Source organism: Acetobacterium sp. KB-1, from assembly GCF_003260995.1.
Classification (GTDB): domain Bacteria; phylum Bacillota; class Clostridia; order Eubacteriales; family Eubacteriaceae; genus Acetobacterium; species Acetobacterium carbinolicum.
The window spans coordinates 117,702-141,180 of the sequence record NZ_CP030040.1 but is presented as its reverse complement, the minus strand read 5'-3'; the positions used below and the strand labels follow the sequence as shown (position 1 = coordinate 141,180).

The window sequence follows — 23,479 nt, the reverse complement described above, 5'->3', positions numbered from 1 at the left end:
CGATTAGAATTATTTGTTTTAGCTAAAGAATTATAAACCATATTCACTCGGGATGAATTTATCCATGTTAAGCACCGATTTCATTTGACTGTAAAATTCATCAGGATCATCGGGAATACTGTCGATTTGTTTTTCCATTTTATCAAGCCACTTCATATCGCGCTTATCACTTTTTACTTTTCCTTCTACAATCGCCTTTTTAAGCTCGGCAACCGTTAATTTGGCCGCTAATCGCGTTTTTAAGAAATGATTCTGTTCCTTAACTAACTCGGCACTGATTCGTAATACCACATCTGGTCGTAACACATAGGCTTGAACATCGAGCGCTGAATCCGATTGAACCAATAAATCCCGGAACATCAATTGTTGTCCATTTTTTGTGGCCGCATTCATCAGACGGACATCATAACTAAGCTGTTCAATCGCAGCAATTGGGGCCATGTCTGACAACAATCTAACTTGCTGAATCGATTCGTTACTCCAGGTATCTGCTAGTGCTGCTGAGATATTGCCAACAGGACTTAAATGGGCACCGGCTGCACTTTTACCTTCCATAGAAATGGGACAACCGGTAATTGCTTTGATGTAAGGTCCTTCATAAGCACAATCTTTGCTTGGACCAACAGCACCCTGTTCAAAGGCAACCAAAGCTCGTGGAACCGCAGTTACACGAATCACGGCCGCAAACACATGGGGGATAAAACCTTTTTCTGCAAGGACCATGGCGGTATTAGCATAACCACAAGCCGAATCCCCGGCTGCAAAGCAGTTATTTGCTTCTGCCAGCTCGACAAGATGCTTCCATAAAAATTCCATATCGTTACAGCCCAATATCCCAAGGGCAAAAATAGCTAATCGAATGTCAGCTTTTACCAGGGCATCATCATGAACTTCTTTACCGCCGGTTGATTCAATCGAAAAGAAGTCGGAACCATCTTTAGCACATTGTTCGTACAATTCCAGCATGGTTTCCCAGTATTGCCCACTACGCATAATGGGCGGACGATCAAACTCTCTTAAATCATTCGGTGTGGTTCGAAGAGCAGATTTTAAGCCGTATTTTTCGGCTGCTTCTTTCATTCCATTTAATAGAACACGGTTAACTTCAATACCATATTTAGGGAAATGGGTAAATTCCGGTAATAATTCAAACTCTACTAAAACGCCGGGAGAATACAATTCTGCTGCCCGTTTTAATACCCCGTCGATGATATCGGTATAAATACCCACAGCTTTGGGCAAGGTTTCATCGTCGACATCCATACCTGGTAAGGTGAAGTTAATTTCGGGATAAACAATACCACCTCCAATAACCATGCCACTTTTAGTCGTGACCGGATTGGGACAGGTCCCGTATACAAAATCGTCCAAATTTTTAATTGCTAATTGATCAAACTTCTTTACCATTTTTTCCTCCTAATTTTAAATTCAGTTCCCCTTTTATGAGACTTTTGCTCTGGATTTAATGACTGTGAAGCCAGCCAGCTGTACAATTTTAGCTAAAACAATCTCTCCTGGTTCAGGTACATCTCCAAATACCGATCCAAGGGTAATTCGGCCAGACTTAAAACTCCTGATGTCCTCACCAATAATCGGTTGCAGTTTTTCTTTTATTTCTTCTAAAAGTGCCCCTGCAACTAATAAATCACTGACGAAATATTCTCCTCTTTCATACAAAACGCCAACTTTTTCAGTACCCATCTGACAAACTTTCATCACGTCGATCCCTTCATCCCTTGTTGGATTAGAAGCGACGAAATCATCTATTATTTCTACGATCTTATCACCATCAAGATTTTCTATGCAACAGATTAACGCTTTATAATCGATCATCATTTTCTATAGTCTCGAAAGAACTAATTTACCCCTCCTTGAGTTCGATTTAAATTTTAGTACCTGCAGGATTTCTAAAATTCATTTTATACTCTTATCATACGCTTGTTTTTACTCTTCGTCATTAGACGTTTTTTGTAAAATTTGGTACTATATTGCTTTTTAGTTTTATTATCAGCATAAAATAAGCACAATTGATGTTACTTATTGTAAATAACATCAATTGTGCAAATCATACAAATTTATTAGTTATGGTGGTGACTATTACAGATTGGGCAATCATCACCATCGCCATGATCATGGTGATGATGACTTACTGGTCGCTCTTGCGTGTTCTCAATTGCGATACTGATAATCGAATCTCGCTTTTCTAAGGATCTACATGACCGCTCAAGAAAAACACGGCTTTCATTTTCGCTGATATTCGATACCAGCGAGTTCACAATCATATTTATATTAAAGACTTCTTTATGCTCTCCATGTAACTTACTATTAATCACATTGTTACTACTGACACAGCTATACTTAATAAAATCATGCTCATCAATCTGCGCCAGTGCCTTAATATGTCCGATCATGTGCTCTTCATTTTTACAAATCTGGTCAACATATACATGTAGTACATCATAAATCCGTGACCGCCATTTTTCGACTGGCAAAGCCTGATTCGATGAAAGCCGGACGTTAAAAACCACCGGCAAAAATTCATCCTGATACATATCTCTTCCCTGCTTTCTAAAAAAATTGTTTAAATTCCCGGCTCAACTCATTGTTGATGTTCATTTTAAATGTTCTAATCCCGGGCTTAATCGCCATTATCATCTCTACCACTGCACCAATCTCCTCCTCATTCACCTGATCGATCTTGTTAATCACCACACATTTCGCCAGACTGATCGAATCGTTCAACAGCTGGTTCAGACGTTTTTGATATAAAATAATCCGGGTTGGATCAAAAATAAAGATATTTTGTATCTCATCCTCATGATAGCCGCAATTAGTAATCGCCGGATACATCGAAGATGGGTTGGCCATACCTGAGGGTTCAAATAGGATATAGTCCAGATCCTCGTACTTCTCCAGCAAGTGATTAATGGTCACTTCCAGGGTCACCTTCATGGTGCAACAAACACAACCACCAAATAAATCCAGCACGTCATAGCCAAGCATTCGCATCTGCCGATTATCAATTCCCACATCACCAATTTCGTTAATAATGATGGCACATTTTTTATCTGCCGCAGCCAGCATTTCAATGGTCTTTAGCAGCATCGTCGTTTTACCCGAACCGAGAAAGCCAGTGAATAGAATAATCGGCGGTCTACCATTTAATAACTCACTCTTTTTATCACACATTGAAATACCCTACTTTATTTCCCAATAATTTATTGACAATATCGATTGCTCCGAAAACATCTTTTCCATAGCCATTTGCCCCAATCTCTTCCACATAATCCTGAGTAACCGGTCCGCCACCGACCACTATTTTAATCCGATCTCTGATACCTTCGTTAACAATCGATTGCGTCACATACCTCATCTCACCAATTGTCGTCGTTAAAAGTGCCGACATCGCAAGAACATCCGGCTTATACCTCAGAATCGCCGATACAAATGATGAGGCTGGCACGTCAATTCCCAGGTCAATAACCTCATAACCATCGCCCTGAAGCGTCATTGACACCATATTCTTGCCAATATCATGAAGATCTCCGGCAACAGTTCCAATGATAACCAACCCTTTTTTTCGTTTGATTTTGGATTCAACAATCAGTGGCTTTAAAACATATAAACTTGCGTGCATCGCCCGGGAAGACATCAGTACCTCCGGAATAAATATATTCCCATTTCTAAACTCATTGCCAATTTCTTCCATCATCGGAATAAGGGCATTCGCCATGATCACGTCTGCCGAAATTCCCATATTCAGGGCCTGCTCCGTTAAGTTTTTGACCACTTCTGCATCCCCTTCAATTAAACCTTCTTGAATTTCTTTTATATAACCATCCACTGTGATTCTCCTTTTATAGATTTTGTCTGAATTGTGTTGGTGTCATTCCTTCATTACGACGAAAAACCTTGGAAAAATAAGAGCCATCGCTATAACCCAGAGACATCGCAATTTCTTCAATTTTATAACGGGGATTACTGAGCATTTTTTTTGCCTCATCCAGTTTTACCTTGGTAACATAGTCCATTACCGTCATATTTTGGCTTTCTTTAAAAATTCGACTGACATAAAAAGGACTGAGATAGACTGAATCTGCAATTTCTTCCAAGGAGTTATTTTTGGCATAGTTATTTCGAATAAATCCTTTGATCCCTTCAACAGCGGCCCGATTTTTTGATTTGCTGTGATGATGAATTTCATCCAAATACCGTTCCAGCAGAGAATTGGCAACAATATTAATTTCCCGGATACTATAGCAATTATTCAGTTCTTGTAATAAATTGGCATTAAATCCCATTGATTTTTCAATATCAACCCCAGCTTCTACACAGGCCCGGGACATGACCACCACTAATTCGTAAACGCGACCTTTCATGGTCAAAAGCTTTTCCTCTTCGCTGGAGAAAATATCAGCTAACATGACCTTAAAGAGCTTCCGACACTCCTCCAGGTCGCTAAGCTTAATTTTTCCGATTAATGCTTTTTCTTTTTCCAGAAAAAAACTAAGGCTCTGACTATTGAGCTTTTCTTCCAAATTCTTGCGGGTTTGAATTTCCTCATTTAATAACAGTTGTTGCAATTCAATTTCTTTTTTATGGTGCAAACTTTCTCCACCTGTTTTAATAATGTAGTTGGCAATGACATGGAGCAGCGATGCTGCCCCCTGAACCTTTTCTCCTGATACGACCTGGAGCTTTTTCGCAGCCTCAAACAAGGCTGTAAAATCATCGGTTAAAAAACGATTCATTTCTTCTAACTCAATCCAAAAAAACTCTTCCGGTTCCCACATCAATACCTGTCCACAAATAATGGTACCCAGATGTTCTTCATCAAAAATAATTGGTGCTGCCCACTCGATCAATCCCGCCGGGCAACGAAAAATATAGGGTTCATCAAAAATAGCGGCCTGTTTTCCAGCCCGGGCATAGGCCCCAACACATCGCCTGATTCCCTTTTGCTTTTCCATTTTCCAAATCATATGGCAAAATTCGCAATTTTTCTGGGCATCTTTTTTAGAAAAGATGGAGTGCCCTTCAATATCAACGATGTTAGCAGTTAATCCTGTAACATTGGTAAACGCATCTAATATTTTGATAATGATTTCTTTATCCACCAGCTGGATTAAATGCGCCCGGCTGGATGCGCTTCCGCACCTGACGCTACTAAACACTTCTTTCAACGTTCTCCCCCCCTTTGTATAACAAATGTAATCGTATAAACACCTTCTATAATTAAGAGTATAACATATCGGCATCAAATAATAGGTACTATATTGCTATTTTAGGTATTTTTCTGTATGGAATGTCCGATCTTTAAGAGAATACCGTGCAATAAAAAAAAGTGTAAAATTTAAACCAGATTTGGTTTAAATTTTACACTTATGAAGCTACTTTTGAACGTGTCGCTTCGCTTACTTTTAATTTACTTAACTTTGATTAAACTTCCGAAAAAGCACTTTTATCAACGCCACATTCTGGACAGACCCAATCTTCTGGAATATCAGAAAAAGCAGTTCCTGCTGCTACCCCGTTGTCTGGATCACCTACTTCCGGGTCATATACATAACCACAGATATCACATTCAAATTTTTGCATTGCATTTCTCCTTTATCATAATATGACTTAATTCTATTATAATCATTCTTACTTTTATTTCAATGATTTTTTTAAAAAATTCAATTATTTCATACTTTTTTATTCACCGAAAAACAAATTGCCTTAAATGAAACGACTAAGATGAGCGGCCCCAATCATACCCCCCCCCGCCTCATTTCTAAATCTGGCTAACACAATTTCTGGTATAACATATGCAGGGTAGGTTAAACGACTTTTTGTCTCAGCGATTATTTTACCCAGTAAAAAGTCTCCGGCACCCGATAAACCGCCGCCGATGGTAAATACTTCCGGATCGATAAGATCATTAATATTCGCAATGGCCCAGCCCAGATATCGGGCCAGACGATTAACCGCCGCCAACGCCAAGGCATCGCCAGCTTTGGCCGCCCCGAAAATTTCTCTACCGTCAAAGCTATTCATACTTCTTAAGGTTGAATCCATGCCATCATCCAATTGTTTCTGACAATACCGGATCAGTGCTGTTGCCGAAGCAAAGGTCTCCAGGCAACCATTTTTCCCACAATTGCAGTTATAAAAATTTTCTTCCATAATCATATGACCCACTTCCGATGCCACGCCATGAGCACCAAATATGACCCGATCATTGATAATCATCCCACCGCCAACACCGGTACCAAGGGTCAGCATCACCGAATTTTTTTTCCCCCGGGTGCTGCCAAAAGCCGCTTCGGCAATACAGGCGGCGGTTGCGTCATTAACCAGCCGTACTTCAAGCCCAAGCCTGGTTTCGAGGTCTTTTTTTAACGGTTGGTTTTTCCAGTTAAGGTTGGGACAGGAAACAATGGTTCCGCCATCCGGTGACAGGATTCCCGGAATACCGATTCCCACCACCGTTTCTTCTGGCGAGAGCTGATGCAGTTCTTTAATTAATAACCCCAGGTCGTCTAGTACCTGATCATACCCCATATGCGTTCGGGTTTTTTTATTTCGTTCTTCCTGAATCACTCCCCAATTGTCTACGATCCCGCCTTTAATGGCCGAGCCGCCTAGATCAATACCGATTCCCATCCTTTTCCCCCTGTTTTTCTAGCTGATTGCCGTGGGTTGTAATCCAGCTACAGAATTAAGGCTGATCAGTGATAACCCCAGGCTCAGTCCTGCTGCGACGACTTCTAGTCCGATCACTGGAATGGCCGTTTTTTTGTAGCTTACACCATAAAAAATAGCCAGACCAATAATCGTCAACACAATCTGCCAGATATTAAAGACATTGATGATCCCGCCCAAAAAAGCGATCCAGTCCATTTCATAAACCTTGGTTATGTCAACCGGTTTTTGAAAGAAAATGTTGAGAACACTCTGGAAAATCTTGGGGAAATAGTTAAGCCCCACCACATAAAAGGCGGTTTTAAAAGAACCTTCCCCACCCATTTTTTTTAACACCAGGTTAAAAATGGCAGCCTTGACCACCATGCCAACCGACACGCCGATTATTGTGAAAATAACCGCTGTGACAATACTGATCATCTTTATCATTCCCATTTGATCAGCGGGAAGCTCCATGCTGATCGCCGTGTTTGCGGCAATCACGCCGGTTAACCCCCCGATGATAGCAATAATCAAAATCGGGATTAACAGTGACTGTTTTTCTTTTTCAGCAGCTTGTTTAAAAAATTTCACAGGATTGATTAGTAAGTTTAAATAATTCATGGTTACTCCTTCTCTTTTTCAGTTTTATATTGTTTTAGTTGATAAATCCTTCACACACTTAAGCACTTCAGCTACAGTCAATGATACTTTTTATTTCATTATTATAATCTGACTTTATCCGCCACTATTCACTGCGAATTGCATCCAGAGAGCTAAGGTTCGCCGCTTTGATCGCAGGTCTTACCCCCGATAGAAGCCCCACCAGGGCCGAAAACACCAACGCAAAGAGCACCAATCCCGGTGTAATGTAGGAGATCGTTACCCCACCACCGCCACCAATAAAAAGACCGGCAATGAGATTAATCAACACCGAAAGAAGCAGGCTGATCACAATTCCCACCATACCGCCAATTAGTCCAATCATGGTGGATTCAGCAATAAACATATTGCGGATATCCGTAATGGATGCCCCGATGACCTTCATAATTCCGATTTCCTTGGTGCGCTCATAGATGGACATGGTCATGGTATTGACGATCCCAATGCAGGCAACTAAAAGTGCCACTCCCCCGATACCGCCCAGAAGAATCTGTAGCATCTGGAAAACTGAGCCCATGGAATCAAGAATTTGTTGCATTGAAAAGACCGTAAACGACATTATCTCAATTTCACTCGTAACCTCATTAACAACCGACGAATCTTCCACTGTCACCAGTGCCTGGGTGTAACCTTGTTTCTTGACATTGGCTTTCTTCCCTGTCTGCCACTCATTTAAATCGGTCACCAGTTGATAATCAGCAATGATCGCATAGTCCTCGTTGCCACCAGTGGATTCTAGTACCCCGGTAACCCTCAGTTTCTGGTTTTTTATCTCCTCTTCACCATTTTCATTGGTGCGCCGAATGATGAGATTAACATTCTGACCAATCAGATCTTCCGGTTTTATCTCGCTTTTTTCCGCTTGAGCCGATGCCCCGGTATAGGTAAAGCTAGTTAGCACATCTTTCCCCAAAATAACACTGTTTTTATCATTCGAACCGGGTTTTCTGCCACTGGTAGTTTCGTAGCGCATATCTTTTAAAACACCGTAATCCACCCCCATCAGCGACACCCCATACTGTTCACGCTTGACCTCAATGTTTGCACCACTGAGATTCACGACTGGCGTCACCGTCACGACGCCATCAATTTTTTTCAGATCTTTGATGGCATCATCGTTGAGAATCAGCTTATCGTCTGTTTTCCCACCGCCCATCGAAGTCACTCCCATGGAGGAAAGATCCTGATAAACCTGTAGCGTCGTGATTGAACCAATACCAGAGAGTTCATCCGTAATGCTTTTCTGAGCGCCCGTACCGATGGATACCATTACGATGATCGATGAGGTGCCAATAACCACCCCAATAATGGTGAGAATGGTCCGAAATTTCATCCGCCAGAGATTCTCCCAGGATAAGCGCAGGAGTTCTTGCTTATTCACACCCTCACCTCTCTATGAACCAATGCCGAAAACTACCCTAAGGAATTTTTCAAAAAAGTTCTCTTCCTCGGTATTATCCCCTTTTGCTACTGCTTCTTCCGATACAATAGTGATCGCTTTTTCGACGGTGCGTTCATTATTGAAGCTGTCCATAAATTTCAAGGTAATAACGCCGGGAAACTCCCCGGTTTTATCTGTTGTCACTTCGGTTGAAAAATCGTCACTGTCTTCTTTTTCAAAGGTTCCGTAATACTGATAGGTGTTGCTAAAGTCTAGACCAGCGCCGGCCACACTCACCTGAACCCCCCGTACCGGATTAGAACCGAAATTGGCAATTTCAAAGCCAATTGTTGTCAGACCCTTGTCATCTTTTGTCAGCACATAGCGTTCCGGTGCGATAATTGACATCGATTCACTTTCATTGATTACAATGCCAACCGTGGCTGTGAAATTATAGACATCGCCATCATAGTCTTCACAATTGAGCTGTAGATTGAGATTATAGTTTTTTGCTTCAGCACTGGGCGAAGATACCATCGGTATTTCAATAACCGCACTTTCCCCTGATTTAATTTTTTCGACATAAAAATGACCGCCGGTACCAACCATGGAAAAAACGCCCAGATCGTTAGCTCCTGCTTGTGATAACACATCCAGGGTCACATTGTAGGCGTGGTACTCACCGTGATTGGTCAGGGTGACCAGCATTTTAAAGTCCTTTCCCGGTGAAACGGTAGCCGGATCAAAGGTAACGGCACTAATTTGGAGCAATGGCTGCTCCGGGGCTGCCATCGCAGCCGGTACAAAACAAAATAATAGCAGCAAGGATAAGAACAGTGTTGAGCACGTCATCTTGACCCTCTTTTTTGATACCTCTTTCATGATTTCTCCATTTCCTTAATTTTTTTCCTGCTCAGCACTTATTGGCTGACTTCAGATTCAATCAGGCCATCCTGCATATGAATAACCTTGGTGCAGTATTTGGTTGTATCCGGATCATGGGTGACGATGACAAAGGTCTGATTCTCTTCACGATTCAGTCGATAAATCATCTCCATAATATCCGCACTGGTTTTCGAATCCAGATTCCCGGTCGGCTCGTCGGCGAGAATAATCTCCGGATGGTTCACCAGTGCCCGCGCAATACTCACCCGTTGCTGCTGACCCCCCGATAGTTCGCTGGGCTTATGCCCCATCCGATCTACCAATCCGACCACTTCCAGAGCTTCGATTGCCCGTTCTTTGCGGATTTCTTTTTTGACACCAGCAAAGGTCAGAGCCAGAGCCACATTTTCCATCGCAGTCATTGTTGAAATGAGATTGTAAGACTGGAAAATAAAACCCAGATGCTCCCGTCTAAAAAGACAAAGCTCATTCTCCGTCATTTCGCTGATCTGGTAATCCCGGATTAGAATCTCCCCTGAGGTTGGTGGAACCAATCCCCCCAGAACGTTCAAAAAGGTGGATTTACCCGATCCAGAAGGACCAAGCAGGGCCACCATTTCCCCTTGTTCAATATCCAGATTGATTCCCTTGAGGATATGAATATCTTCTTTCCCCAATTTGAAATCTTTGTATAGCTCTCTGACTTGAATAAAAATTTAGATCCACCCACTTTCTTTTTATTCTCTGGCTTAAACCATTCAATTGCTGATTATTATAACACAAATCAACGTAAATTATTCCAGATTTAAACGATTTTTCATAATATATTGAGTCACATAATAGAACGCCGCACCAAACACCACATTAAGAATCGTTGACCCATTAATCAGCCATTGGATGGTTGACATAGCCGAACGACCGTTTAATATCAGAATATCCAGATTTCCAATAGCAAAAACAGCCATGAAAATCGACCCAATGATCTGTAGTACAATGGTGATCACAATATAGGCTCCAAAAGCTGCGACGACCCGATGCTGACTGAATAATTGTCCAATGGCAATGGCAACATAAATCATCAGTATTGATGCAACCGTATTAACCGCTAAAAATAATGCCAGTTCAGCTGTAAAAAGATTGAGATTCATGCCAGTTTCAACGAAAAACGTCTGATAAGCTGCCTGGATAGCCTGGGTCAACTCCATCATCGAAAAAGTTCCCAGCGAAAAAATGACAAAGGTTAGGACAATCATGACGGTACAAACCGCTGACCAGAGAAGCCCCACCAGAAGCTTTGATAAAACCAGTTCCCAGGTTTTTACCGGCAGCGAAAACATCAAATAGCCCTCATCCGTAAACAGATTTTTATAGAACCGTTGAATAATCATTACCAGGGTCATCACACTAATACCAACGATTAAGATAAAATAAAGCGTAAAGCTGATCCCTAGAGTAATTTCCGCTATTGTGTTATTAGATGCTGCTTCGGAAAAGAAATCCGGAGCACCAATGGCCATTACCAGTTTGGTAAAAATTGTTAAAATCAGCAAGGCACCGTAAAGCGGTAAAAAAATCCGCCTGGTTGCCCTTGTTTCGTGTTTGATTAGTTTCCCTAACATTTAAAAACCTCCCTGAATAGTCCATCCACTGACTTATTATGAGTTTCTCGTATTTCATCAACGCTGGAACTAAGCACCAGTTCCCCCTGATTAATAAACATAATATCATCAAGAATCTGCTCAATGTCCGCAATGAGATGGGTTGAAATAATCACCGATGCCTCTTCTTTATAGTTGGTAATGATGGTATTTAGAATATAGTCCCGGGCTGCTGGATCGACTCCACCAATGGGCTCATCCAGTAAATAAAGTTCGGCTTGCCGACTCATCACCAAAATCAGCTGGACCTTTTCTTTTGTCCCCTTAGACATCGTTTTAAGTCGATCGTCAGGATTAATAGCCAAATCTTTAAGCATGTTTTCGGCCTTAATGCGATTGAAGTCCTCATAAAAATCTTCAAAGAAGACGAGAATTTCGCTAACCCGCATCCAATCACTGAGATAGGAGCGCTCAGACAGATAGGAAACCTTAGCTTTGGTCAAAGCCCCGGGTGCCTGTCCATCAATAAATATTTCACCGGATGAAGGCACCAGTAAACCGGCTGCCAGCTTGATAAAGGTACTTTTACCACTGCCGTTTGGTCCCAGTAACCCGATGATCCGCCCCCGGGGAACTTCCATATTAATTTGGGATAAGGCTGTTTTCTTCCCATAGGACTTGGTCAGATTGTTAGTGTTTAAGATGGTCATCTTCTTTGTCCCCTTCCTCTATCTTTTCCATCAATGCCAGTATTTCATTTCGGCTCATACCCAATTTCTTCATTTTTTCAAGAAATGCGCCAATCTCTTGAACTGCCAGTTTCTTTTTCGCTTCTTCTATCACTTTTAAATCCTCCGTAATAAATCTGCCGCTGGTTCTTTGTGCAAAAACGAGTTCCATTCTTTCCAGTTCTGCCAATGCTTTTTGCATGGTATTGGGGTTCACACCTGCATCCATTGCCATCTCTCGCACTGATTCAAGTTTGTCTCCTGGTGAATAAACACCGGAAATGATTCTGAGCTCTATCTGTTCCACCAACTGTTTATAGATGGGGCGATCTGAATCGATGATCCACTTCATGGCTGTTCTCCTTTGTATTATTGTATTATCTTATTAATACAATAATACATTCTCAGATTGATGTCAAGAAAAAAAACAGAATCCATGGATTCTGTTCCATGGATTCTGTTTTATTGTGAATGATCGTTTATTTAAAGATCACCCCTGCTATTAAACTAATAATCACCGGAATCACCATGATCCCGAGGTTTTGTACACTCAGCGGAAAAGTGCTTGATTTAGACTGTTGTTTTCGAAAGATTTGAATATTTTTCTGAACTGGGATTAAACCAAATACAATAATCAGTCCATAAGTTGGCACAATTCTAAATAAAACCATAACTATAATTGACGCATAGCCTAAATAATAAAGTGCTGCAAATAGATTTACCGCATTTTTTACGCCTAAATAGTAAGGTAAGGTAAAGCGGTTTACGGCAACATCCGCTTCAAGATCACAGGTATTATTGGATAGCATAATATTTGCAATACCGGTCATCGCCGGTATTGCAACAACGCCTAACTTTAGCATATTCAATGCATTAACAGAAACGATAAGAATCCAATTCGAAAAATCGTAGTCGATCAAGCTCTCTTTTGGCGCATTAATATAAACCACTAAAAAGGGGATCAATAAGCCCATGAATAAACCCGAAAAAATCTCGCCCAAGGGCAACCGCGAGATTGGAACCGGACCAAAGGTGTAGAATATCCCAACACCAAAACATAAGGCCCCAATAGCCAAAACAATGAGCCCGGTATAAAATACCAGCGCCAAACCCAAACAACTTGCCAAAATCAAAAGAATCAGCACTATCTGCTTTGCTGTCTTTTGTGAGAATTCCAGTTTTTTACCATTTGTTTTTACATCAATATAGTTATTTAACGCGGTTGTTGCCATATCAAAGCTCAGCATTGAGGCGAAAAACAACAAGGTATTTAAACGATCAAACCGTCCATATGCATAGATAACATAAGACAAGCCGAGCAGAAAAGGAAGTACACTGGCCATTTTTGTCTGAATCTCAACATACTTTAGAAATCGTCCTGCCATCCCTTAATTCTCAACTTTCCAAATTCTTCCAAGGATTTCATTCATTAACAACTTTTTATTATCTTCCGTAAGAGTATTTATCATTTTTTTTGTCTTTAGATAGTATTTTTCTGCCACATCCCGGGCCATTGATACCCCGCCGACCTTAACAACCTCGGCAATAATTTCATTAATCTCACCCAGTGACAGCTGCTGACGGCGGATATGATGCTTAAGCTCCGGTTTTTTAAGAAAGGCATAAATAAGCGGCAAGGTTACCACTTCTTCGGCCAGGTCATGTTTAACCGTCTTTTTAGTTGCCGCAACATCCGATTCATAATCCGCACAATCATCCAATATCTGAAATGCCATACCCATATTGTATCCAATTCGTCCCATAAAGCGCGCTTCTTTATCACTACATTCATTGATAATCGCACCGGAATACATCGCCAGCGAAAAAAGTGCCGACGTTTTTCCTGCTATTATTTTTAAATAATTCATCACACTGAGCTCGGTATCGGAATTATGTTTAAATTGGCGAAGTTCTCCCAGGCAAATTTTTGTCATTGCCTGGGTATACACATTTAATTTCTGGGAATAATGATTTGAAATCTCAGCTACCATCGCAAGCGATATACAAAAAAGGTAATCACCACAAATCACGGCTTCTTTTTTTCCAAACTGTTTTTGCAAACTGGCATGTCCCCGCCTTATCTCGGCTTCATCGATGACATCATCATGCACCAATGTGGCAAGATGAAGGATTTCTACCGCTGCACCAGCAATCACTGCGTCACGCGGTACAAAGCCATCACGGTCCATTGCTGAAGCCAGCAATAACATCGCTCTTAAATTTTTTCCACTTCCGGACGTCAGGTGTTCCATCATCTCTAAAATTAACTCATCCGTATCCAGTAAAGTTTCTTTTATCAATTGTCTGACTGCTTCGAGGGATGCAAGGTATTCTATTCTTTCGGCTAATTCATTTTTAATCATGATAGATATATAGTTTCCGGACAATCTTAATATTCTTATAGTGCTCTTTTAACCAAGGCATTACATAATAGTCAAGGCCGAATACTCTCCCTCCACCAATAATAACAGCTACCGCCGCAAAAATCATCCACCATGTACTCAGGTAAAGCCCCGTCGTTGTGACAAACATGCCCTGCAGAACAATAGAATATAGTGCCGAAACGGTTGTTAATAGACCTAAAATCAGCAATATCCCGACAATTATTTCGGAATAAACAATTACAGACTGAAAAAACACCTCTGAACTCTCACTGCTTAAAATGATGGTACTGGTAAACCAATCCATGAGGCCAACTTGCAATTTGATAGCAATATCTGTTGTTTGAATCAGAATAATCTTAAAAAGACCTAAAATATTCCAATTAATGAGCAGGCTTCCAGCGGCTTCGGTTCCCTGGCCTACCGCTGTCGCCGTCGATATCACCTCACCACCACCACTAGCGTTAATCACAGCATTGAATAAATCACTCGCACCTTGAAAGAATGGCGTCAATTTAGGCATGTAAAGCCACCCTTCATCGACTTTTTTGACACCTTCATATACCCAAAATGCACCTAAGAAAACGCGGAGCGGAACCAGTAAAAAACTGGGGGTACGATTAGAAAAGTGACCACCGACAAAACTACGACAATTTCTAATGGTAAAGAATTCATGTCGGATATAACTAAAGACCTTATTCCATCCCAAAATTTGGATAAAATAAATAATATTAATAAAATGCTTCACAAATTGAGACAGGAAGGAGGGCAATGCAAACTTCTTTTTTTCTGTACCAACATAAGAAATGCCATAACGCCCGCCAATGCTCACCATTACTCCATGAAATTTAGGAGCATACTTCTCCATTTCGCCGCCCTCTGTGATTGCCCTGGTTAAATTATGGGCAACTGTATCTGCTGATTGTTCACAGTTTTCGACCATCTGGGGCACTGGCACTGTTTCACCATCCGGAATAAAGAAAATATTATCTCCCGCAATAAAAACGTCGTTTTTTCCTTCTGCCCGCAGAAATTCATCAGTTTTAATCCGCCCCCGCCCAATTTGATTAAGCGCAACTGCCTTATTAGCTATATCTGAGCTTTCGATGCCGGCTGCCCAAACAACGCTGTTTGTCGGGAATTCTTGATACTGATTCCCCTGTTTAAGCTCGATAAAATTTTCACCAACTTTATTAAACGACGTGTTTAGCATGACCGTGACGCCCATTTTTTCCAATCGCCTTTTTGCTTTTTCTGATAGCGGCTCTGATAGATTTGGTACCACTCTGTCCATCATATCAACTAGGGTAATCTTTACCAGTTCACGGTCAATTTCAAATTCTTTACAAAGTACCGGTACCCATTCAGCAAGTTCCCCAGCCATTTCGACACCCGTAAAGCCTGCTCCTAGCACATAGAAACTGAGCAACCGCTGTTTTTCCTGCTGATTCGTTTCTTGTAACGCCTTTGTGAACATATTAAGAATATGTCCCTTAAGCTTTACGGCATCTTCATAAGACCATAGTTTATAAGCAAATTCTTTGGCCCCTTCAACCCCAAAAAAAGTCGGTTGAGAACCGGAAGCTAAGACCAGATAATCGTAAGGATAGGTTTTTAATTTCCCGGTTAATTGTTTTTTTTCATAATCGATATCAGTGATCGTATCAACCTGTACAGCGACATTTCGTCCCTCAAAAATACGGTTTAAGCTGATTCGGATACTATCTTCCTCAACACGATTCGCAGCTACCTCATGAAGCTCAGTAAGCATGGTATGATAACTTTTTTTATCGATTACGGTGATTTTAATATCCTGGTGATCTTTTAAACGTTTGGCAAGCTTTTTTGCCGTTAGAATTCCCGCGTATCCGGCGCCTAATATAATAATATTTTTTTCCATAATGCACCTCCGAATTTTAACTGAATTTTGACTATTGCCCAGACGCTTAAACATTACAATTTTATTTAAACGAGTAACACATTACGCCAGTCAATTATCATTCTTTTTAAATTTTCTAAAAGGAAAACCTCTAAATTGATGTATTTCACGCTTCAATTTAGAGGTTCCCAAAATTTTAATTGTGAAATGTCAAACCATTACTGTTTTAACTCCTGAACACCGGTTACTGAACTGGTCGCGTCCATCATAAATGTTGATTGAGCTTCGGGTGTTGTAAAATACAAATTTCCCTCGATTTTTTGGTCTTTAAGCTGAAAGTCATTGGCATTTACATAAACATCACCAACAAAGGTTCCGTGTTCAATGCTTGCTTTGGGACTATTAATGGTTAGTTTTGGTGCCGTCAGTGTAAATCTGGCGGTAACATTTCGGTCCTCATCTTGCGTATAAAGGCCTATCTTGCGCTGAACGATATCATTTCCGCCATCATCTTTCTTGCCATTAACAAAATCGCCGTCTAAGACCAGGTCCGAGCTAATTTCCAAATCATCAATGGTGGCAATGATCCAGGTCCCATCTTTGCTGATGGCTTTAATAAAGGCTTCCTCCGTATCAACAATTGAAGCAGTTGTTACGACATCAGTTTCCGACCCAGTATCTTTATCATCTGTTGTTGCTGGAGCTTGGGCGCAACCTGCAATCAATAGAACAAGGCCGATAATCATTCCGAGAAATAATTTTCTTTTCATTTTTTTCTTCTCCTTTTTTTGTTACTTAGATTCGCTTTTAACAGCTATAATTATTTCTACCCAAAATTAATCATTCTAATCTAAATTTTTTAACAACACAAAAAATTCCGCCCAAAAGACGGAGTTTTTACTCGATTATTAATGTAATACCAAGATTAAAGACACTTTTTACTAATCGATGGCTTTGGCTTAACCGATCGTTTTAATTTCAAAGGTACCAACCATCTGCTTAAGCAGTTGCGCCTGGCCAGAGAGTTCTTCACTGGCTGCCGCGCTTTGTTCTGCTGTGGCCGCATTGGTTTGAATAACCAGTGAAACTTGCTCAATCCCCTGATTAATTTGCTCGATTTCTGCGGCTTGATCACTGGAAGCCTGCGCAATATTTCCAACTAAATGGGTGACTTTTTTTATCTCACTGGATATTTCTTTCAGGCTACTGGCGGTTTCATCTGCTACCCGAGTACCAACTTCCACCTTATCGATCGAACCTTCAATGAGAGCGGTTGTCTCTTTGGCAGCATCACTGCAACGAATGGCCAGACTTCTTACTTCCTGGGCAACCACGGCAAATCCTCTGCCGTGCTGACCGGCTCTGGCTGCTTCGACAGCAGCATTAAGTGCCAGAATATTGGTTTGAAACGCAATATCATCAATTACTTTGATAATTTTAAAAATACTGTTGGCTGATTCATCTATTTCATCCATGGCGGCAACCATTTTTTTCATTTGATGATTGCCGATCTCGGCATTTTTTCGCACCGCGATCGCCCCTTCATTGGCTTCATTGGCCCTGATCGCATTGTGCTTTGTTTTGTCGGCGACTTGTTCAATCGAAGTGGTTAGAACCTCAATCGAACTGGCCTGTTCTGTTGTTCCCTGGGCCAGCGCCTGGCCACTATCTGATATTTGAATCGCTCCCATTTCCACCTGGGCCGAAACACTGTCAATATCCGAAAGGGTGGTACTAAGTCGGGTATTAATCGTGTTAAGGGAATTTTCTATTTCTTTAAAGTCACCTTTAAACTCCGCTTCAATTTCCTGTTTAAGATTTCCCTGCCCCATTGCTTCAAGGACACTTGTGATTTCACCGACATAGATTGCCAATGACATGATGCTTTCATTGAGATCGTCCTTAATCTTTGCATGATCACCCTGATAATCACCCCTTACCATGGCATGAAGATTTCCCTGTGCTAATTCACGCAGGACATCTGAAGCTTCTTTAACTGGTTCAATCACTGCATCCAGGGTCTGGTTGAATCCTTCAATAACTTGGGCATATTCACCCCTGAATTTACTGCTGTCACCTCGAAAACTAAGATTTCCTTGCACCGCAATTTGAGCCATGGTTTCGGTTTCTTCTACCAGCATAAAAATATTTTCCATCATCCCGGCCAAGGTGGGCATCAGTCGATCATTTTCGCTGCGTTTGCCATCCTGCTTAAGCTTTGGCAAATCAGAAAGATTTCCTTCTCTAATATTGCCGGCAATCCGCGTGATCGTCAAAAGAAGCTGCCGGATACCATTGATGGATTCGGCAATTTCTGCGTAAATCCCCAGATAATTACCTACGATTGCCTGGGAAAAATCGTTGCGGTTCATCAGTCCCAACACCCGGTTGCCTTCTTCCAGGGCTGCCAGACCGTCAATACAGGCATTGATATTGTTTTTAAAGGTATCAAAGTCGCCATAATAAGTCTCATCGATTTTCTCCGGAATAACGCCGTTGCCGATTTGTTCCACATAGCTGGCTGCCACATTTAAAGGGGTTACAAGTGCATCCAAGGTGTCGTTAAATCCCACTAGAATCTCTCGGAAACCGCCTTTAAACGCATTGGCATCGCCCCTGATCTGGAGTTTTCCATCAACTGCTGCCTGAGCGAGCATGGTTGACTCAGCAATCAGATCGCGCACGGTCTTTATTGTTTGTTTAAGTGCCGGTATAATTTCATCAGCTTCATCCTTTTGCTCAATTTCCGCCGATAAATCCCCATCAGAAATCTGTTGGATGGTTTTTATCACCACGTTTTGAAGATCATCGGCAAAATGATCCATGGCGGTAGCCATTTCACCTACCTCGTCGAGACTGTCCATATAAAGCCGCATGCCCAGGTGTCCCAGACTCATTTCTTTAATCATATCCCTAATTTTTGCAATCGGTCTGGTAATTGTTGACGCAATAAAAAGACCTAACAGTAAAGAAATCACTACCCCGATCACCAACAGGGCAATCGTCATTCGAGTGGTTTCTGTGGCGATATCATGATTACTTTTTGCGGTACCTTTAACAGCTTCTAACTTTAAGTCCATCATTGCCCGGTAATTTTCTTCGATTTTTTGTTTTACCACTTCAAAATCACTGCTATTAATCAGCCCCAGGGCTTCTCCCTGGTTTCCTTGTCGAACCAGATCGATGACATTGGTTACGATCAGATCAAAATCATCTTTTAGCAGGTAGGTTTCGTCCGCAATTTCGATTGCTTCCGGTGAACTTAAAGTTGTTTGAAAGGTTTTGAGATTTGCATCAAATCGGGAATTTCGTTTTAGAATTTCAAGCTCAATGGCATCAATTTCTTCGGGGCTGGTTGCACCTAACAAATCCTGGGTGTTTCCTACAAGACCTTGAAAAGCGTCAACAATATAGATAAGTTCTCCCAGCGGTTTTGCCATTTTCTCATAAAGGTACACATCCTGTTCACTGATTTTTTGGATACCTGCCAGTCCCATCATGCCGATCCCTCCGGCGATAATCGCAATGACTAAATACCCCAAAATTACCTTGCTTCCTATTTTTAAGTTGTAAAACCATTTCATCTACTCATCTCCCCATCTGCTGCATATTTATTCGATTGATGCACTAAAAAAATAACAGCGCAAAAGATTCCGGTTTCCCGATTATCTTCGTCGCTGTTAAAGTCTAACATGCACGGCAGCATCATATGTTAACGGTTTGGAAAGATTACATTAAGAGTCTGTTAATTTACCCCAGAATGACTTCAATTGAAATGGATCAAAAGACATTATAGTAGTCTGTTTTCAACGTTTTCGCTTTTTTCGGTGGATGGAAATCATCAACGCCAGGCTTAAAATAATAGCGGTAAAATAACCCAACGCGCCCAAAGCCGGGATTCCCATAAATTGGGGGGTCATGTTGGTGGTTGCGATGAAACTGGAACTCATTAAAAGCGCCGCCAGAATGATGCAGATCACGATCTTATTTACCATCTGATCGATTTCCGCCAGGGGTTCATCTGATCCGAGAATCTCAAGATTCACTTTCAACTGTCCCTTATTCGTCAGACTCAAGAAATCAGAGACTTGTCCAGGTACACTAATTGCCTTTTCTCCCGAAGTTAGGATTTTTTGTCTGTTCGACTCCATAAAATTATTCAAATCGAAATTTGTGATCTGCTGACCGGCCATATGGTTGGCCATGATACGAACAAAATTGGCGTCGGGGGATATTTTGGCAATCACGCCTTCAATGGTGATCATGCCGCGACTGAGCATACTGATACCTCTGGGCATACCAATATGATTCTCGGCGGCTATTCGCAATATTTCTTCCAGAAATCGCCCCATGTTGATGTTGCTGAGTTCCTCGGTACCATAGACATCCAGCATCCGATCAATCGCTTCATATAAAAGCGAATGATTAATTCGCCGGCCCTTATGGACTCCCAGCGAAAGGATCGCCCCTTCGAGACTTTCGACATCCCGTGTCGCCACAGCTTTGACACTTCTTCTTAAGAGTCCCATTTCCCGCTTGGACAGTCTTCCCATCATACCTAAATCAATCCAGACAATCTGTCCATTTCTGATAAAAATATTTCCCGGGTGAGGATCAGCATGAAAAAAGCCATCATCAATGATCTGCTTGACATAGTTTTCAGCCAGCTTCACGCCAATTTCTTCAAGATCATAGCCGGCATCCTGTAACGTTCTTGTTTCATCAATTGCAATGCCGACGATGTCTTCCATGACCAGAACCTTGGAGGTGGTGTATTGATTGTAAATTTTAGGACAACCGATATATTTGATCTCTGCATTAAGTTCATTAAATAACTGAGCATTTTTAGCCTCAAAAAGAAAATCCATTTCCTGTTGGGCCGTACTCCACATTTCGTCAACAATCATTTTAAAATCGACTACATCGCCAATACCACTGGCGATATTGAGAATACCGGTGGCCCGGTTTAGTAACACCACATCCTGAGCCATGACCTTATAGATCCCCGGGCGCTGGACCTTAATCACAACCTTCGCCCCATCGCTTAAATCGGCAGCATGAACCTGAGCAATAGAGGCCGATCCGAGGGGGTCTTGATTAATGTTGCTAAACACATCATCCACCGGACACTGATACTCTTCTTCAATAATTCGAATGAATTCATCAAAGGGCATCGGCGTCACTTGTGAGCGCAATTTTTCAAGTTCGATACAATAGTCATTAGGGAAAATATCCCGGCGCATTGACATAATCTGACCAATCTTAATAAAGGTTGGCCCCAAATCTTCAATGATAAGTCGAAGTTTTTCCGGGGTCAACCCTTTGGTAATTTCGTGTTTTACCAGAATGGATACAATTTTTTTTAACCGTTTTCCATTTGTATCCATTGGTCCTTTCGGTATATCTTTTACGCTTAGACCGGAATCACTTAAATTCATCGATTTCCTTTTCACTGACATTTTCTGCTAAATCAGACACCTCGATGATTTCTTTCTCCACTTGTTGCGTTGAAATAATCGTCTCTAACTTATCTTGAATCTTCTTTATCTCATCAGGAGTCATCGTATCCAGGCCTTCTATAACGGAATCGGCGGAAGGTGGTGTTTCTGATTTAACCACATTAACCGTCACCGTGTCTTTTATGGTTTCTTTGATATTGTGTTTTAATTCTTCGTTGAGAATCTTTCCCTGCTGGACCGTGAGATCACCCTTTTCCACCAACTCATCAATGAGAACCTTTGATTTCTCGGCTGTAACAGCCACCGCGCCTACGCCAAATAAAAAAATCTTCTTTAAATCGTCGCTAATATCGGCTAACATTTTTCTCCTCCTGTGTTAAAACTATATTTTTTAAAGAAAAGCTATACACTCCCTTTAGAATGGTTAATCAAAGCCATTAAATGTTCTTTTATCAGCTCCCACTCATTATCTTGGTGTGCTCTTTTTAGAGGGGTCGCCCTTTTTTAAAAAAGCACACCAACGATAACAGATGTTAAACAACTTATCAGTTGAATTATACCCCTTTTTCCCATCGCCAATCAATTGAGAAAAACAATTTTTAGCTTTATTTCTGCAATTTAAATCCGCCCTGGACCAGACCTTCACGGATTTCACCAATATGATCATAATTTCTTGTTTCTAACTCAATTCGCAAGAAACAGCCATTGATATCAGAGCCTTCATTGCTTCTCTCATGATGAATTGAGATAACATTTCCGCCCAAATCTGCAATAATCTGTGACACTTTTTTTAGCTGTCCTGGTTTATCAATCAATTCGATGTTAAACGAGCAGGTGCGACCAGAGGTTAATAGACCCCGTTTGATGATTCGGGATAGGATTGTCACATCAATATTGCCACCCGACACAATACAAACCGTCTTTTTCCCTTTTATTGGCAACTTACCAAACATGGCGGCGGCCACCGCTACTGCCCCGGCCCCTTCGGCAATGAGCTTTTGTTGCTCGATCAGGGTCAGGATCGCGGTCGATATTTCATCCTCGGTAACGGTGACTATTTCATCCACAAAATCTCTGCACAGACTAAATGTTAAATCTCCTGGTTCTTTTACGGCAATTCCATCGGCAATGGTTGATACCTGGGGCAACCGACAAATTTTACAGTTTTTGATGGACTCGTGCATGCTGGGTGCGCCGCAGGCTTGAACCCCATAAACCTTTACCTCGGGCTTTAAGGCCTTGAGCACGTAGGCAATGCCGGAAATCAGTCCGCCACCGCCTATCGGAACGATTACCGCATCCAGATCCGGCAGACTTTCTAGCAGTTCCAGACCGATGGTTCCCTGACCAGCGATGACAAACTCATCATCGAAGGGATGAATAAAGGTATAACCTTTCTCAGCCTGAAGTTCCAATGCTTTTGCATAGGCCTCATCATAGCCGCCTTCCACCAGGCAGACCTGGGCGCCATAGGCTTTTGTCGCTTCCACCTTGGAAATCGGGGCTCCATCTGGCAGACAGATCAGGGCTTTGATATGGTTAATCGCGGCGGCCATAGCCACCCCCTGGGCGTGATTGCCAGCCGAGCAGGCAATCACGCCCTTCGCCCGTTCTTCGTCACTAAGCTGAGATATCTTATAGCAGGCGCCCCGAACCTTAAAAGACCCGGTGATCTGCAAATTTTCGGTTTTTAAATAAATATCGCTGTCGGGACATATTTTAGGGGCATGAATCAAATCAGTCGGCCGAATATATTTTTTTAGGGTAAATGATGCGTGGTATATTTTATCCAGTGTTAGCATTTAAACTCCTCTTTTTATATTCATGGGTATCGCGGCA

23 protein-coding genes are annotated in these 23,479 nt (G+C 41.6%); all 23 read right to left on the bottom strand.

Annotated features, from left to right (window positions below; translation table 11 throughout):
- Window positions 1-30: 30 nt before the first annotated feature.
- A complete protein-coding gene (locus DOZ58_RS00685; protein ID WP_111886534.1) occupies window positions 31-1,407 on the bottom strand; it encodes a methyltransferase MtaB domain-containing protein in 1,377 nt (458 codons plus the stop codon).
- A gap of 33 nt (window positions 1,408-1,440) precedes the next feature.
- A complete protein-coding gene (locus tag DOZ58_RS00680) occupies window positions 1,441-1,836 on the bottom strand; it encodes a B12-binding domain-containing protein (RefSeq protein ID WP_111886533.1) in 396 nt (131 codons plus the stop codon).
- 242 nt (window positions 1,837-2,078) lie between these two features.
- Complete coding sequence (locus DOZ58_RS00675; RefSeq protein WP_111886532.1) at window positions 2,079-2,552, bottom strand: hypothetical protein; 474 nt, start codon at window positions 2,550-2,552, stop codon at window positions 2,079-2,081.
- Window positions 2,553-2,568: 16 nt separating this feature from the next.
- Window positions 2,569-3,189 (bottom strand): GTP-binding protein, encoded by a 621-nt coding sequence (locus tag DOZ58_RS00670; RefSeq protein WP_111886531.1) that lies wholly within the window; start codon window positions 3,187-3,189, stop codon window positions 2,569-2,571.
- On the bottom strand, window positions 3,182-3,844 hold the full coding sequence (locus DOZ58_RS00665; RefSeq protein ID WP_111886530.1) for a B12-binding domain-containing protein: 663 nt from the start codon (window positions 3,842-3,844) through the stop codon (window positions 3,182-3,184). The genes DOZ58_RS00670 and DOZ58_RS00665 overlap by 8 nt, the downstream gene beginning before the upstream one ends.
- A gap of 13 nt (window positions 3,845-3,857) precedes the next feature.
- Entirely contained in the window at window positions 3,858-5,174 is a 1,317-nt protein-coding gene (locus DOZ58_RS00660) for a PocR ligand-binding domain-containing protein (protein WP_242988656.1), read from the bottom strand.
- 265 nt (window positions 5,175-5,439) lie between these two features.
- Window positions 5,440-5,598: a rubredoxin gene (rd, locus tag DOZ58_RS00655; RefSeq protein ID WP_111886528.1), complete on the bottom strand. Its 159-nt coding sequence runs from the start codon at window positions 5,596-5,598 to the stop codon at window positions 5,440-5,442.
- Window positions 5,599-5,721: 123 nt separating this feature from the next.
- On the bottom strand, window positions 5,722-6,648 hold the full coding sequence (locus tag DOZ58_RS00650; RefSeq protein ID WP_111886527.1) for an ROK family protein: 927 nt from the start codon (window positions 6,646-6,648) through the stop codon (window positions 5,722-5,724).
- Between the two features lie 18 nt (window positions 6,649-6,666).
- The gene (locus tag DOZ58_RS00645) at window positions 6,667-7,290 is read right to left on the bottom strand and encodes a Yip1 family protein (protein ID WP_111886526.1); all 624 of its coding nucleotides are present in this window, start codon (window positions 7,288-7,290) and stop codon (window positions 6,667-6,669) included.
- A 124-nt stretch (window positions 7,291-7,414) separates the two neighbouring features.
- Window positions 7,415-8,710, bottom strand: a complete 1,296-nt coding sequence (locus tag DOZ58_RS00640) for an ABC transporter permease (protein ID WP_162624368.1) — start codon at window positions 8,708-8,710, stop codon at window positions 7,415-7,417.
- Window positions 8,711-8,722: 12 nt separating this feature from the next.
- Complete coding sequence (locus DOZ58_RS00635) at window positions 8,723-9,562, bottom strand: COG1361 S-layer family protein (protein WP_162624367.1); 840 nt, start codon at window positions 9,560-9,562, stop codon at window positions 8,723-8,725.
- Between the two features lie 68 nt (window positions 9,563-9,630).
- Window positions 9,631-10,311: an ABC transporter ATP-binding protein gene (locus tag DOZ58_RS00630; protein WP_111886523.1), complete on the bottom strand. Its 681-nt coding sequence runs from the start codon at window positions 10,309-10,311 to the stop codon at window positions 9,631-9,633.
- A 78-nt stretch (window positions 10,312-10,389) separates the two neighbouring features.
- Complete coding sequence (locus DOZ58_RS00625) at window positions 10,390-11,214, bottom strand: ABC transporter permease (protein ID WP_111886522.1); 825 nt, start codon at window positions 11,212-11,214, stop codon at window positions 10,390-10,392.
- A complete protein-coding gene (locus DOZ58_RS00620) occupies window positions 11,208-11,903 on the bottom strand; it encodes an ABC transporter ATP-binding protein (RefSeq protein ID WP_111886521.1) in 696 nt (231 codons plus the stop codon). The genes DOZ58_RS00625 and DOZ58_RS00620 overlap by 7 nt, the downstream gene beginning before the upstream one ends.
- Window positions 11,884-12,273 (bottom strand): GntR family transcriptional regulator, encoded by a 390-nt coding sequence (locus tag DOZ58_RS00615; RefSeq protein WP_111886520.1) that lies wholly within the window; start codon window positions 12,271-12,273, stop codon window positions 11,884-11,886. Before DOZ58_RS00615 ends, DOZ58_RS00620 begins: the two co-directional genes overlap by 20 nt.
- Window positions 12,274-12,400: 127 nt before the next feature.
- Window positions 12,401-13,306, bottom strand: a complete 906-nt coding sequence (locus tag DOZ58_RS00610; RefSeq protein WP_111886519.1) for a UbiA family prenyltransferase — start codon at window positions 13,304-13,306, stop codon at window positions 12,401-12,403.
- 3 nt (window positions 13,307-13,309) lie between these two features.
- Window positions 13,310-14,284, bottom strand: a complete 975-nt coding sequence (locus DOZ58_RS00605) for a polyprenyl synthetase family protein (RefSeq protein WP_111886518.1) — start codon at window positions 14,282-14,284, stop codon at window positions 13,310-13,312.
- Window positions 14,277-16,202 carry an NAD(P)/FAD-dependent oxidoreductase gene (locus DOZ58_RS00600; protein WP_111886517.1) on the bottom strand — a complete coding sequence of 642 codons (1,926 nt, stop codon included), beginning with the start codon at window positions 16,200-16,202 and terminating at the stop codon, window positions 14,277-14,279. The genes DOZ58_RS00605 and DOZ58_RS00600 overlap by 8 nt, the downstream gene beginning before the upstream one ends.
- A gap of 197 nt (window positions 16,203-16,399) precedes the next feature.
- Entirely contained in the window at window positions 16,400-16,951 is a 552-nt protein-coding gene (locus DOZ58_RS00595; RefSeq protein WP_111886516.1) for a hypothetical protein, read from the bottom strand.
- Window positions 16,952-17,140: 189 nt separating this feature from the next.
- Window positions 17,141-19,765, bottom strand: coding sequence for a methyl-accepting chemotaxis protein (locus tag DOZ58_RS00590; protein WP_111886515.1), 2,625 nt, complete (start codon window positions 19,763-19,765; stop codon window positions 17,141-17,143).
- 222 nt (window positions 19,766-19,987) lie between these two features.
- Entirely contained in the window at window positions 19,988-21,568 is a 1,581-nt protein-coding gene (locus DOZ58_RS00585) for an AarF/ABC1/UbiB kinase family protein (RefSeq protein WP_242988556.1), read from the bottom strand.
- Between the two features lie 37 nt (window positions 21,569-21,605).
- Entirely contained in the window at window positions 21,606-22,001 is a 396-nt protein-coding gene (locus DOZ58_RS00580) for a phasin family protein (protein WP_111886513.1), read from the bottom strand.
- Window positions 22,002-22,245: 244 nt separating this feature from the next.
- Window positions 22,246-23,442 (bottom strand): threonine ammonia-lyase, encoded by a 1,197-nt coding sequence (gene ilvA / locus DOZ58_RS00575; RefSeq protein WP_111886512.1) that lies wholly within the window; start codon window positions 23,440-23,442, stop codon window positions 22,246-22,248.
- Window positions 23,443-23,479 lie beyond the last annotated feature (37 nt).